General features: G+C 63.9%; 14 protein-coding genes. 4 read left to right on the top strand and 10 right to left on the bottom strand.

From position 1 onward, the window contains the following. Positions 1-22: 22 nt before the first annotated feature. Positions 23-1,519: a CoA-acylating methylmalonate-semialdehyde dehydrogenase gene (locus PCA10_RS25040; protein WP_016494884.1), complete on the top strand. Its 1,497-nt coding sequence runs from the start codon at positions 23-25 to the stop codon at positions 1,517-1,519. 60 nt (positions 1,520-1,579) lie between these two features. On the opposite strand, the gene PCA10_RS25035 is transcribed toward PCA10_RS25040, so the two are convergent. The 4 genes from PCA10_RS25035 to PCA10_RS25020 form a co-directional block, all read right to left on the bottom strand. Next, positions 1,580-1,984: a RidA family protein gene (locus PCA10_RS25035; protein ID WP_016494883.1), complete on the bottom strand. Its 405-nt coding sequence runs from the start codon at positions 1,982-1,984 to the stop codon at positions 1,580-1,582. A gap of 136 nt (positions 1,985-2,120) precedes the next feature. Beyond that, entirely contained in the window at positions 2,121-2,654 is a 534-nt protein-coding gene (locus PCA10_RS25030) for an REP-associated tyrosine transposase (protein WP_016494882.1), read from the bottom strand. Positions 2,655-2,763: 109 nt separating this feature from the next. Then, positions 2,764-3,213: a BRO-N domain-containing protein gene (locus tag PCA10_RS25025; RefSeq protein ID WP_016494881.1), complete on the bottom strand. Its 450-nt coding sequence runs from the start codon at positions 3,211-3,213 to the stop codon at positions 2,764-2,766. A 378-nt stretch (positions 3,214-3,591) separates the two neighbouring features. Further along, on the bottom strand, positions 3,592-4,386 hold the full coding sequence (locus PCA10_RS25020; protein ID WP_016494880.1) for an NYN domain-containing protein: 795 nt from the start codon (positions 4,384-4,386) through the stop codon (positions 3,592-3,594). Positions 4,387-4,519: 133 nt separating this feature from the next. Here PCA10_RS25020 and PCA10_RS25015 point away from each other — a divergent pair, with 133 nt between their 5' ends. After that, a complete protein-coding gene (locus PCA10_RS25015; protein ID WP_016494879.1) occupies positions 4,520-4,702 on the top strand; it encodes a type II toxin-antitoxin system HicA family toxin in 183 nt (60 codons plus the stop codon). 29 nt (positions 4,703-4,731) lie between these two features. After that, positions 4,732-5,139 carry a type II toxin-antitoxin system HicB family antitoxin gene (locus PCA10_RS25010; RefSeq protein WP_041770442.1) on the top strand — a complete coding sequence of 136 codons (408 nt, stop codon included), beginning with the start codon at positions 4,732-4,734 and terminating at the stop codon, positions 5,137-5,139. A 114-nt stretch (positions 5,140-5,253) separates the two neighbouring features. Here PCA10_RS25010 and PCA10_RS25005 read toward each other — a convergent pair whose 3' ends face one another. From PCA10_RS25005 to PCA10_RS24990, 4 genes are all read right to left on the bottom strand, one after another. Then, positions 5,254-5,595: a zinc ribbon domain-containing protein YjdM gene (locus tag PCA10_RS25005; protein WP_016494877.1), complete on the bottom strand. Its 342-nt coding sequence runs from the start codon at positions 5,593-5,595 to the stop codon at positions 5,254-5,256. Between the two features lie 132 nt (positions 5,596-5,727). Further along, positions 5,728-6,180 (bottom strand): LEA/WHy family protein, encoded by a 453-nt coding sequence (locus PCA10_RS25000; protein ID WP_016494876.1) that lies wholly within the window; start codon positions 6,178-6,180, stop codon positions 5,728-5,730. 503 nt (positions 6,181-6,683) lie between these two features. After that, complete coding sequence (locus PCA10_RS24995) at positions 6,684-7,433, bottom strand: phytanoyl-CoA dioxygenase family protein (RefSeq protein ID WP_016494875.1); 750 nt, start codon at positions 7,431-7,433, stop codon at positions 6,684-6,686. Between the two features lie 117 nt (positions 7,434-7,550). Next, positions 7,551-8,387, bottom strand: coding sequence for an arylamine N-acetyltransferase family protein (locus PCA10_RS24990; protein ID WP_016494874.1), 837 nt, complete (start codon positions 8,385-8,387; stop codon positions 7,551-7,553). 382 nt (positions 8,388-8,769) lie between these two features. On the opposite strand from PCA10_RS24990, the gene PCA10_RS24985 reads away from it, so the two are divergent. Next, a complete protein-coding gene (locus PCA10_RS24985; protein WP_016494873.1) occupies positions 8,770-10,215 on the top strand; it encodes a high affinity choline transporter 1 in 1,446 nt (481 codons plus the stop codon). A gap of 170 nt (positions 10,216-10,385) precedes the next feature. Here PCA10_RS24985 and PCA10_RS24980 read toward each other — a convergent pair whose 3' ends face one another. Together PCA10_RS24980 and PCA10_RS24975 are read right to left on the bottom strand one after the other, a co-directional pair. Further along, positions 10,386-10,697 carry a hypothetical protein gene (locus tag PCA10_RS24980; protein WP_016494872.1) on the bottom strand — a complete coding sequence of 104 codons (312 nt, stop codon included), beginning with the start codon at positions 10,695-10,697 and terminating at the stop codon, positions 10,386-10,388. Between the two features lie 108 nt (positions 10,698-10,805). Further along, positions 10,806-11,624: an outer membrane protein OmpK gene (locus PCA10_RS24975; protein WP_016494871.1), complete on the bottom strand. Its 819-nt coding sequence runs from the start codon at positions 11,622-11,624 to the stop codon at positions 10,806-10,808. Positions 11,625-12,252: the final 628 nt, after the last annotated feature.

Here is a 12,252-nt window from a genome sequence, read left to right as displayed (position 1 = left end):
AAGCCCTACAAGAGAGATGACCATGAGCACCATCCAGCACCTGATCCACGGTGAGCTCGTTGCCGGCGAAGGCCGCACCGCCGACGTCTTCAACCCCGCCACCGGCGAATCCACCCGCAAGGTCGCCCTGGCCAGCCGCGCCACCGTGCAGCAGGCCATCGACTCGGCCAAGGCCGCCTTCCCGGCCTGGCGCAACACCCCGCCGGCCAAGCGCGCCCAGGTGATGTTCCGCTTCAAGCAACTGCTGGAAGCCAACGAAGCCGTCATCTCCAAGCTGATCAGCGAAGAACACGGCAAGACCATCGAAGACGCCGCCGGCGAGCTCAAGCGCGGCATCGAAAACGTCGAGTACGCCAGCGCCGCCCCGGAAATCCTCAAGGGCGAATACACCCGCAACGTCGGCCCGAACATCGACGCCTGGAGCGACTTCCAGCCGCTGGGCGTGGTCGCCGGCATCACCCCGTTCAACTTCCCGGCCATGGTGCCCCTGTGGATGTACCCGCTGGCCATCGCCTGCGGCAACTGCTTCATCCTCAAGCCCTCCGAGCGCGACCCGAGCTCCACCCTGTTCATCGCCCAGCTGCTGCACGAAGCCGGCCTGCCCAAGGGCGTGCTGAACGTGGTGCACGGTGACAAAGAGGCGGTAGACGCGCTGATCGAAGCCCCGGAAGTCAAAGCCATCAGCTTCGTCGGCTCGACCCCGATCGCCGAGTACATCTATTCCGAAGGCACCAAGCGCGGCAAGCGCGTGCAGGCCCTGGGCGGCGCCAAGAACCACGCCGTACTGATGCCCGACGCCGACCTGGACAACGCCGTGAGCGCGCTGATGGGCGCCGCCTACGGTTCCTGCGGCGAGCGCTGCATGGCCATCTCCGTGGCCGTGTGCGTGGGCGACCAGATCGCCGACGCCCTGGTGGACAAGATTGTCCCGCAGATCAAGGGCCTGAAGATCGGCGCCGGCACCAACTGCGGCCTCGACATGGGCCCGCTGGTCACCGCCGCCGCCCGCGACAAGGTGGTCGGCTACATCGACGACGGCGTGGCCGCTGGCGCCAAGCTGGTGGTGGACGGCCGCGGCTACCGCGTGGCCGGCCATGAAGACGGCTACTTCGTTGGCGGCACCCTGTTCGACAACGTCAAGGCCGACATGCGCATCTACCAGGAAGAGATCTTCGGCCCGGTGCTGTGCATCGTCCGCGTCGGCAGCCTGGAAGACGCCATGCAGCTGATCAACGACCACGAATACGGCAACGGCACCTGCATCTTCACCCGCGACGGCGAAGCCGCCCGCCTGTTCTGCGACGAAATCGAAGTGGGCATGGTCGGCGTCAACGTGCCGCTGCCGGTACCGGTGAGCTACCACAGCTTCGGCGGCTGGAAGCGCTCCCTGTTCGGCGACCTGCACGCCTACGGCCCGGACGGCGTGCGCTTCTACACCCGCCGCAAGGCCATCACCCAGCGCTGGCCGCAGCGCGCCAGCCACGAGGCGGCGCAGTTCGCGTTCCCCAGCAACGGCTGAGTGATGCGTTGAATGAAAAAGCCCGGCTTATGCCGGGCTTTTCTTTAGGAGCCTGTTTATTCAGGTGCGCTGAATCACCGCTTGGGCCTCGATCTCGATCAGCCATTCGGGCTCCGATAAGGCGCTGACTACTACCCAGGAGGAGGCGGGCGGACTGTGGGGGAAGAAGGTCTTGAGCGCCTCCACGATCGGCATCTGATCATGCTTGGCCGTATCGACCAGATAGATGCGCAGCATGATCACATCACTCAGGTTGCCGCCGACTTCCGCAAGAAGCAGTCCGATATTCTCCAATGCCGCACGTGTTTGGCTGGCCAGGTCCGGGCCTGCGAGACGCTCCTGGGCATCCACACCGACCTGCCCTGAAAGGTGAACCAGTCGCCCCCCTTCACAGACCACCGCCTGACTGAATCCGTACTGCAGGGTATTGAAGACCGATGGAGGATTGATGCTCTGTCTTTCCATGCCTCGACTCCTTTGTTGGCTGGGCCACCAGTCTAAGGGGGCGCAGCAAGGCCAGGGCGAAGGCGGTGTTTCTGTATGTTTGGCGACCGGTCCGAAAGGGTAGAGCCGTAGGATGGGTTGAGCTCCGCGATACCCATCAGCGTTCTCCCGCCCGCACATCTATCTCATCCCCGCTCCCCGCCCAATCCATCGGCAAAATCCCCGCCTTCACATACCGGTGAAACGACGACCACGGCCAATCCGCCACCCGCTGCACATACCCGTGCTTGCGCGGGTTGTGGTGGATGTAATCCGCATGCCTTTCGAAGTCTGTTTCGTCCCGGATGCGATGCTCCCAGAAGCGGCGTTGCCAGATGCCGCGCTCACCCTTGCCCGATCGACTTTCCGTCACGCCCTCGTCGATGGGCAGATTGCGCGAGAACCAGGTCTTGATCAGCCGCCAGCGCAGGGCGTAGTCGGCATCTCCAGGTGGCAGTGTCCACAGGGCATGCAGGTGGTCGGGGAGTATCACGATGGCATCGATGCGCCAGGGGTAACGCTTCATGCAGTAACGGAATCCGGCTCGGAGCAGGTCGATTCGCTCGGTGAGCAAGCGGCTCCTGCGGTCGGCCAGATTGAGGGTGAAGAACCAGGTGGCACCTGGGGTGTGGTCGCGGCGGTAGTTTGTCATCGATGGCTTCCTTGCCATGGATTGAGTGATTGATGGGTATCGCTGCGCTCAACCCATCCTACGGAGGTGGTTCGTAGGATGGGTTGAGCTCCGCGATACCCATCGCCTTTCACGCATCCCGATATCTCGGCACCTCCTCCCAAGGCATCCACAATTCCCCCTGCCACTCCAGCATCACCAACCGTTGCGACTGCCAGCTGAGCATCACCCGGCGCGGGTGGAAGTCGCCGTCGGCATGGCGGTCGCGCAGGGTGGGGATCACTTGGCGGGTGAGCCATTCCTCCAGTTGCTGGCATTCGGGGTGGCCGAAGCGGATCAGCGCTTTGTAGAGGCCGGCCTCGTTGATCACGTCGACGCATTCCTCGCTGCCGGTGGTGTAGCGCAGGCGGATGTGGCGGGACTCGAAGGGCTTGAGGCGGCGGTGCAGGGACTGGGGATGGTGCAGGCCCAACAGGCGGGCGAAGTCGTAGGCGGAGAACCAGGGCTGGTTATCGATCATCACCCCGCGCAGGGGGCGGTCATGGCGGATGAAGAAGGTGGGGATGTATGCGTCGTGCATGGCGTTTCTCCGTTTGCGGGTTTATCGCCACCCCACGTCGTCAATCGAAGGGTGGCGAATCGCGTGGGGTTGACGAACCGGGCAAACGGAGCCGGCAGACCGCGAGGTCTCCCCACGCGATCCGCCATTAGATGATGCAGCGTAAGAAACTGCATGCGAGCCGGTGCCTACCAGAAACGTCCGCCGTTTCCCGTATGCCCCGTAGGCGCTATCGCGCCGCTTGCTCAGGTCGTCAAACCCGGTCGCGGGATTGACCGCGACGGGGGCACGTTAGGGAGGGGTAGGGGAGGGGACAAGGGGCCGGGAGCGGTTTGGGAAGTTTCCTGAGGCTTATAGAGTGATGGGTATCGCTTCGCTCAACCACATCCTACAACCGTGCTACTTGCCGCCTTTGCGATTGCGCACGTAGAGGGATTCGCCGCCGCTGGCGCTGCCGCCACGGCTCTGCAACTCGAAGCGCTTGCTCTGGCCCTTGATCAGGTCGCTGAGCTTGCGGAAGCCGTACAGGCGCGCGTCGAACTCCGGACGCAGCTTGGTGATGTTCTGGCCGAGGACGCCGAGCTGGATCCAGCCGTCGTCGTCCGAGAGGTCGTCGATGAGCTTCGCGATTAGCTCCACCGGCACCTTCTGCGCCTTGGGCTTGGCGGCGCGGGGTGGGGCGTCGGCCGGTTCCGGCTGGGCCTTGTCGTTGCCGCCAGCGGTGGGCTCGGCAGCGCCTTCGCGGAGGATCTCGGTATAGATGAACTTGTCGCAGGCGACCACGAAGGGCTTGGGCGTCTTCTCTTCGCCGAAGCCATAGACGCTCAGGCCTTCTTCACGCAGGCGCGCGGCCAGGCGGGTGAAGTCGCTATCGCTGGAGACCAGGCAGAAGCCATCGAAGCGCCGGGTGTAGAGCAGGTCCATGGCGTCGATGATCAGCGCGCTGTCGGTGGCGTTCTTGCCCTTGGTGTAGGCGAACTGCTGGATCGGCTGGATGGAGTGGTCCAGCAGCACCTTCTTCCAACTGCCCAGCTGCGGGCCGGTCCAGTCGCCATAGATGCGCTTTACGCTGGCCACGCCGTACTTGGCGATTTCCTCGAACAGGCCTTCGAGGATGGAGGCCGGCGCGTTGTCGGCATCGATCAGGACGGCGAGGTGCTTCTGCTGGCGCGGGGCTTGCGGTTTGAGAGCCATGGTTCGTCCTTGGGGAAGGGATTGTTTGACCATAGCGCCAACTCACCAACCAGCGCCAACCAATCAGCTGTTTGAATTGCACTTTGCCAATTGGTGGTTACTATAACCACCAAATCCACGCCAAGGACCGGACGTGAACAGTCGACAACTCATGGAGCTGATCGAGGCCGATGGATGGTTTCTGGTCAGGGTCAGGGGCAGTCATCACCACTTCAAGCACCCGAGCAAGCCGGGCCTGGTGACGATTCCCCATCCGAAGAAAGACCTGCTGCCCAGGACGGCGGCCAGCATCCTCAAACAGGCAGGGCTCAAATGAGCCCGCTGCATCTTCCCGGAGGTTTCACCATGCTCTACCCGATAGCGATTCTCCCCGGCGACGATGGGCATGCCTGGGGCGTGGAGGTGCCAGACTTGCCGGGCTGCTTCTCGGCCGGAGATGATCTGGACGATGCGATGGCCATGGCGCGCGAGGCCATCGAGGGGCATCTGGAGTTGCTGGCGGAGGAGGGTGCGCCGATTCCGGTGGCGAGGAAGGTGACCTTCCATGCGGCGAATCCCGAATACACCGGCTGCACCTGGGCCCTGGTGGAGATCGACGTGACCCGCTACATGGGCAAGGCGGAGAAGCTGAACATCACCCTGCCGGGCTACCTGCTCAATCGCATCGATGAGTACGTGCGCAGCCACCCGGAGCAGAAGAGCCGTTCGGGCTTCCTGGCCGCGGCGGCGTTGCGGGTGTTGCAGGAGTCTTGAGTGGCATCTGGGGCGCTTTGTTGGGCTTCGCTTCGCTCTGCACCAACCTACGAAAGGTGCACCGATGGCCCACAAAAAAGCCCGGCATTCGCCGGGCTTTTTCATCGCGCTGGCTTATACCTTGCGCACGAACTCCGACTTCAGCTTCATGGCGCCGATGCCGTCGATCTTGCAGTCGATGTCGTGGTCGCCGTCCACCAGGCGGATGTTCTTCACCTTGGTGCCGACCTTCACCACCAGCGACGAGCCCTTGACCTTGAGGTCCTTGATCACGGTGATGGTGTCGCCGTCCTGCAGGACATTGCCCACCGAGTCCTTGATCACCTTGTCATCGCCGCTGGCGTCGCTGCCGGCCTCAGCCGACCACTCGTGGGCGCACTCGGGGCAGATCAGCAGGGCACCGTCTTCGTAGGTGAATTCGGAGTTGCATTTGGGGCAGGGCGGCAGTGCGCTCACGGTTTGGTACCTCGACGTCAGTGTCACGAAAAACCGTAGATTATATAAGGTTTTGCCCGGTCTTTGGCCGTTCGGACGATTTCCCGGGATGACTGCCTACAGGCCCTGTCGGTTTCAGGGCGTGTCCATGGGCTAGGGAATGCTCAGCAGGCCGGCGTCGCTGAAGTGCCGGCTGCCCCAGAGGCCGCCACCGAGCTTGCCGCGCATGGCATAGGGCACGCTCTGCACCGGGTAGCCGTCAGCGAGGTTCCAGGTCTGGCGCAGTACCGAGAAGGCCGAGAGGGTCACCGGCACCTCGATCAGCCTTTCGCTGAAGCCCGCCAGTGTGCCGCTCTGGTCGCTGACGCCGCTGGCCAGGGGCAGGTCGTTGAGGTCCAGCTCCAGTGATACGCCGTTGAAGTGGATGGGGCCCGCGTTGGGGTTCTGTACCCGCAGCCGGACCTTGAAACGCACCTCCAGGCCTTCGCCAGGGAGCGGCTCCAGGCTGGCCAGGTCCACCCGCACGGGGTCGCGGGAGGTGAACACCGCGCAGCCGCCCAGCAGCGCCAAGGCGAAGAGCAGCGGGGCGAACTGGCGGGTGCGCATGGTGGGCGTCCTGCTGGTGGGGCCTGTGTTGAGTAAAGAACAGGCCCGTGGGGCTGTGCCCACAATTTCTGTGGAAGGCGCTGTGGATATCTTCGGGATAGATGCCGCCAAGGCGCGTGCTTGTTGGTGCGCGAGCGGTTGCTCGGTTTTTGCCCGTTGGGGTGCAACCCCGCTTAGGCCTAAGTTTCTGATGGCGCCGGGATACCCCCGGATTCTGTGGGGCAAGTTGTGGATATCTTTGGGATGACTGCCTGCGCGCCTTGTTGTGCCTGGTTTTCAGCCTGTTGTTCGGTTTTTGTACAGGCCCTTGGGCCGTATTGGTAACGGTTGCACCGGACGCACTCCGTAGCCCCATCCGGCGCCGGGAGGGTGCGACCCAGACAGGCTGGGCCCGGTGCGCCAATGCCCACAAAATCTGTGGGCCGCTCTGTGGATATGTTCGGGATAAGTACCTGGATGGCCCATAGTGATTGGGCTGGAAGCGCTTGCTCGGTTTTTCGGCATCAGTCGTATTCGGCGGCCTGGTGCTCGCCCAGCAGGCGACGTTGGCGCGGGGTACAGGCGGCCAGCACCTCGGGGTTGAAGCGGAACGCCAGGTAGGGCGAGAACTTCTGCGCCACCATGCGCCGGCCGTAGTGCAGCTGCAGCAGGTAGCGGCTGCGGGTGGCGCTGCGGTTGCGGCTGCCGGCATGCCAGAGCTCGCTGCGAAACACCAGGGCGTCACCCGCCTTGCACAGCACCGGCTCGGCGCTGCGGCCGTGCCAGCTGGTTTCGCCAGACGCGGGCCGGCGCCCGGCGCGGTGGCTACCGGGGATGACCTGGGTGGGGCAGAGCGCGCTGTCTATGTCGTCCAGGTACAGGTGGGCAGTGAGGATCTGCATGGGCAGGATGAAGGCCGGGTCGGCCAGCAGGCTCTCCGGCAGTTCCATGGCCAGGTGGTCCAGGTGCAGCTCGGCGCCGATGAAGCCCGGATGGCAGCGCCAGGCGGTCATGCCGATCAGGTGGCAGTCCGCCCCCAGGGCGGCCTCGGCCAGTTCGATCAGACCCGGCGGGTCCAGGTAGCGCAACCAGGCCGGGTCCCGGTTGAACACGCATTTGAAGTGGTCGTCCACCAGGCCCAGGTAATCCCAGTGCAGCGGCTGGAGCTGGTCGATCAGTTGGCGCAGCACGGCGACGGCGCTGGCGTCGAGCACACCGGGTAGCAGGATGAAGCCCTGTTCGTGCAGGGCATCCAGTGAGTCGGTGGTGGACATCGGCATGTCCTCCGGAGGTAGCTCCAACCAAGGGTGGACCACGTTTCACCGGTCCACCATTCGGAGTCTGGCCCGGCGCCAATGGTGGATGAAAAGGGCGTCATCCACCCTACCCGGTTAGCCGCCGAGCAGGCCCGCCAGGCGCTGGCGCAGCGGTTCGATTTCATCGCCCTGCAGGTCCAGCAGGAAGTCGTTGCGCAGCACCGACACCAGCTCGGCGGCGTCTTCGATCTTGCGGGTTTCCAACCGGCCGTCCCGGTGGCGCTTGTTGAACACGCCGTTGGCCAGGGTCAGGCGCCATTCGCCTTCGCTGCGGGCGGTCATCAGCATCTTGCGAAAGCCGCTGTCGGGGTGGGCCGAGGTGTACCAGTTGCGCGGGATGCAATCGACGAAGGCGTGGACCTCGGGGCCGAATCGATAACAGACCGCCCAGCCGGTTTCGGCGCGGAAGGTCTCCAGTTGCACCTCGCCCGTTCCATCGTCCTGGGGGCTCAGGCGGTAGGGCAGGTCGGCCACCGGCTTGCCGTCCAGCGGCACGGCGCGCCAGGGCGTGGCGGAGCCGAAGCCGACGTCCGCCAGGTATGGGCCTTCGGGCAGCAGCACGCGCAGCATCAGGTGGGAAATCATGGTTTGCGGCGCATCCAGGGGCAGGCCCCAGCGCACCCGGCCGCCCAGCAGTTCCACCCGATAGTCCAGGGCGAGCAGCAGGCGGGCGAAGAGGTTGTTCAGCTCATAGCAGTAGCCGCCGCGCCCGCGTCCCACCACCTTGGCGAACACCGATTCGGCGTCGATCGGGATGGGCCGGTCGAGCAGCACGTCGACGTTCTCGAAGGCGACCCGGCGCTGGTGGGCGGCGATCAGTTGGTCGAGGCCGGCGAGGTCGGGCTGGCGCGGTGCGGGGCAGTTCAGGTGGCGTAGGTAGGCTTCGGCCTGCCGCTGGTCGAGTGCATGCATGTCGGTCGGCTCCGTGATGACGGCTGGATGCTAGCAGTCACCCTGGCGCGTCGGCGAATGCAAGCATGCTGTCTTTCATAATCAACGGTTCATGTAAAAAATAAAGAACTGATGAGTCGCGTTTTGATCGATGCGAGCCTTTTAAATCAATGGATTGACTGGATAGCGTGATCAGCTTGCTCTAGGCATTTTGTCGATTTTTTTGCTCATCATGCTCGTAATCGTTTGACATATTTTACGTCTTTGGCAGACTGCCTCCCCCGTGGTACCCGCCTGTCGTGCGCTGCGTCGGGCCCCGAGTCAATAACAAAAACTCCGTCAGTCGAGGCGCCTGTGCTGGGTCGCCGTGCTTTCGACGGGCATGCCTCTGGAACAAGAACAAATGCTGATCTGGTTTGTTGCGGTCTACCTGCTGGTCACTGTTGGGGTCGGTTTCTACGCTTCCACCCGTGTGAAAAACTCCAAGGATTTCGCGGCTGGTGGCCGCAGCATGTCCTTCCCCCTTGTCGCGGCAATGGTGTTCGCCACCTGGTTCGGCTCCGAAGCCGTGCTGGGCATTCCCGCCACATTCATCGAAGAAGGCTTCGCCGGGATCATCGAAGACCCGTTCGGCTCCTTCGGCTGCCTGATGCTGGTGGGCCTGGTGTTCGCCCGTCCGCTGTATCGCATGAACCTGCTGACCATCGGTGACTTCTTCAAGAAGCGCTTCGGCCCGAACGTCGAGCTGATCACCAGCCTGGTGATCATCGGCTCGTACCTGGGCTGGGTGGCCGCACAGCTGACCGCGCTCGGCGTGGTGTTCAACGTGCTCTCCGACGGCTCCATCACCACCACCCAGGGCATGCTGATCGGCACCGGCATCGTGCTGCTCTACACCCTGTTCGGCGGCATGTGGTCCGTGGCCCTGACCGACTTCATGCAGATGATCATCATCGTCGCCGGCCTGCTGTACCTGACCTGGCTGATCGGCGACATGGCCGGTGGTGCCGACGTGGTGATCAGCCATGCCGCCAGCGAAGGCAAGTTCAGCTTCATGCACAGCTTCGAGACGAAGGACATAGTCGCCTTCATCGGCGCCGCGGTGACCATGATGTTCGGCTCCATCCCGCAGCAGGACGTGTATGCCCGCGTGATGTCGGCCAAGACCGAGAACATTGCCGCCCGCGCCTCCATGACCGGTGCCGTGTTCTACCTGTCCTTCTGCATGCTGCCGATCTTCCTGACCTACGCCGCGTCGCTGATCGACCCGGCCATGGTGCAGAAGTGGCTGGCGGAGGACTCGCAGATGATCCTGCCGCACCTGATCATGGAGCGCACCCCGCTGTTCGCCCAGATCATGTTCTTCGGCGCGCTGCTCTCGGCGATCATGTCCACCGCCTCCGGCACCCTGCTGGCACCGTCGGTGACCTTCACCGAGAACGTGCTCAAGCGCTTCATTCCCGACATGAACGACCGTCAGTTCCTGCTGGCCATGCGCCTGAGCGTGGTCGCCATGACCGTCGCCACGTCGGTGTTCGCCCTGTACTCGGACGCGAGCATCTACGAGATGGTCGGCAACGCCTACAAGGTGACCCTGGTAGCCGCCGTGGTGCCGCTGTTCGCCGGCCTGTTCTGGAAGCGCGCCACCACCCAGGGCGCCCTGCTGGCCATCGGTCTCGGCCTGGCCTCGTGGATCTACCTGGAAGCCTCCTACGTTGACACCGACTTCTGGCCGCCGCAGCTGGCCGGCCTGCTGTTCAGTGCACTGGGTATGCTGCTGGGCTCGCTGCTGCCGCAGTTCGTGCGCAGCCGCCGCGAGTCCCTGGAGCCGCAGCCCGCCGCGGCCTGATCCAGCGCTGCAATGAAAAAGCCCCGCCTAGTGCGGGGCTTTTTCTTGGGGAGCAGGAGTGCAGGCGATCGGCAGGTTGTGCCTGAGCTACGCGAAGCCCAACAGTGGCGCCCGGTCCGAGACGTCGGGCTTCGCTGCGCTCTGCGCCAACCTACGGTACGCGCCGGGGCTCAGGCGAACAGCTCGACCACGCCGCGCAATACGGTCAGGCCCACGAACACCGACATGGCGATGGTGCTGCCACGGGGTACCTCGTCGCACAGGCCCTTGTAGTTGATGGGCGTGATGAACAGCTTCGGCCAGCAGGCGAAGGCGGCGCAGAGGGTGACCAGGGACAGTAGCGCGAGGCTGGTGGAAAGGGTGAAGGAGTCGTCGGAGAAGAGGCTGCTGATGGGGATGGCGATGGCGAGGGCGATCCAGCCGCCGGTAACCAGAATCTCCCCCCTGGTGCGCGGGGAGGCAGGGGAACTGTCGCTTGCCATCGGAAAAATCCTTGTCTGACTGCAGGCTGGGACTGACGCGCATTTTCCATGGCGTTTTCCCTTGGCGCAAGAACGGAGGGGCCCGTCATTGCGACGGGCCCCGTGCCATCAGAAGTGCACCTTGGCCAGCAGGCTGAAGGTGTTCTGGTGGGTGCCGCCGAGGACTTCGTCGCCGAGGACGCTGTTGTTGTCGATGCCGTACTTGTGGCGCCAGTAGTCGTACTCGATGCCGACATAGAAGTGCTTCACCGCGCTCCAGCCCAGTGCCTTGCCCAGGTCGTACTTGATCTGCGGGTTGAAGTGCAGGTTGGCGTGCAGGTCGTTGGGGCGGCTCGAGGTGCCGTCCTGGTTGTTCCACACCCAGTCCATGAAGCCGTCGATCAGCACGTTCGAGTTGCCCACCGGGATGGTGTAGGACCACACCGGGGTGACCTGCCACTGGCCGGACGGGTTGTTGGTGATGCCGTCGGGGCGGCGGTAGTAGAAGTTCAGCTGGAAGTAGTCGAAGCCGGGGATGTTGAGGTCGAAGCCCGGGCCGAGCAGGTAGTTCTGGTTGCGGTTCTCGCCACGCTCGTAGGTGGCGGCCAGCAGCACGTCGCTGATGGGGCCGAACTCGATCTTCTGGTCGAAGATCTTGCCGAAGGACAGGCGCGGGGAGATTTCACCGTAGTAGGTGTTCTTGCCCAGGTTCGGGTCTTCCGAGCCGTTGTAGTTGATCTGGTCGACGAACATGAACAGGTCGCCGAAGGTCCAGCCGCTGGCGTGCTCGAAGGTGAAGGTCTGCTGGATCGGCGGGTTGATCTCGAAGTTCTGGCCGTAGAGGTAGGTCAGGCTGTTGTCCTGCCACAGCAGGGGGCCGTCGGCCAGGGCGTTGCCGGCCGCCAGCAGGCCGCCAGCGAGCATCAGGGAAGGAAGGGTACGGTTCATCAGGGGTCCAGGGGCTTTGAAGGGGCTATCTGCGTAGCGCTTGTTGGGTGGGGCGGGTGCCGGTGTGCAAGGGCGCCCGGCCGGGCGCGCGATTATCGTGGGAAAGGGCTGATTTTCAAGAGGTAATGAGGAGATAGGTGGGATTTTCCGACTGCCTGGCTCCCAGTCAGTGGATACCGCCCTTTTCCGAACGCGGCCCACCCCTCCCTTCTCCCGCAGGTCCACGCAATCCTGATGTCCCGACCGGACTGATAGTGGGCAATCGTAGGGTGGCTCGGGCGGCGTTCCGCGAGCTTGCGATACCCATCAGCCCTGCCCGCATGGGTATCGCTTCGCTCAACCCATCCTACTAACCGATGCCCAATCCGACCTGACACAGGGCAGAGAAGATGACGCCGCGCAAAGCGCCCCTTCAGGAGGCCGAGCGGAGTCCTTGTGTAGGGGGACGAGCGGCATGGATGCCGCGAGAGCCGCGCAGGGCCATGGATGGCCCTTCGCGGCGGGCCCCCGGAGCAAGGATGTAGGGAGGGGAGTTTGGCGCAGCCAAACCCGGATGTCGGGGCAAGCCCTTTGCTTCCTTTGGGGCGACTGCCAAAGGGAGTCGCCCGGGAAGGCGAAACAGAAACCC

The organism is Pseudomonas resinovorans NBRC 106553 (genome assembly GCF_000412695.1).
GTDB lineage: Bacteria > Pseudomonadota > Gammaproteobacteria > Pseudomonadales > Pseudomonadaceae > Metapseudomonas > Metapseudomonas resinovorans_A.
This window is presented reverse-complemented; position numbering and strand designations above follow the sequence as displayed.

Excerpts from the sequence above, each read along its gene's own strand:
- PCA10_RS25040 (WP_016494884.1), top strand. The coding sequence starts at position 23 with ATGAGCACCATCCAGCACCTGATCCACGGTGAGCTCGTTGCCGGCGAA.
- PCA10_RS25035 (WP_016494883.1), bottom strand. The coding sequence starts at position 1,984 with ATGGAAAGACAGAGCATCAATCCTCCATCGGTCTTCAATACCCTGCAG.
- PCA10_RS25030 (WP_016494882.1), bottom strand. The coding sequence starts at position 2,654 with ATGACAAACTACCGCCGCGACCACACCCCAGGTGCCACCTGGTTCTTC.
- PCA10_RS25025 (WP_016494881.1), bottom strand. The coding sequence starts at position 3,213 with ATGCACGACGCATACATCCCCACCTTCTTCATCCGCCATGACCGCCCC.
- PCA10_RS25020 (WP_016494880.1), bottom strand. The coding sequence starts at position 4,386 with ATGGCTCTCAAACCGCAAGCCCCGCGCCAGCAGAAGCACCTCGCCGTC.
- PCA10_RS25010 (WP_041770442.1), top strand. The coding sequence starts at position 4,732 with ATGCTCTACCCGATAGCGATTCTCCCCGGCGACGATGGGCATGCCTGG.
- PCA10_RS25000 (WP_016494876.1), bottom strand. The coding sequence starts at position 6,180 with ATGCGCACCCGCCAGTTCGCCCCGCTGCTCTTCGCCTTGGCGCTGCTG.
- PCA10_RS24995 (WP_016494875.1), bottom strand. The coding sequence starts at position 7,433 with ATGTCCACCACCGACTCACTGGATGCCCTGCACGAACAGGGCTTCATC.
- PCA10_RS24990 (WP_016494874.1), bottom strand. The coding sequence starts at position 8,387 with ATGCATGCACTCGACCAGCGGCAGGCCGAAGCCTACCTACGCCACCTG.
- PCA10_RS24985 (WP_016494873.1), top strand. The coding sequence starts at position 8,770 with ATGCTGATCTGGTTTGTTGCGGTCTACCTGCTGGTCACTGTTGGGGTC.
- PCA10_RS24980 (WP_016494872.1), bottom strand. The coding sequence starts at position 10,697 with ATGGCAAGCGACAGTTCCCCTGCCTCCCCGCGCACCAGGGGGGAGATT.
- PCA10_RS24975 (WP_016494871.1), bottom strand. The coding sequence starts at position 11,624 with ATGAACCGTACCCTTCCTTCCCTGATGCTCGCTGGCGGCCTGCTGGCG.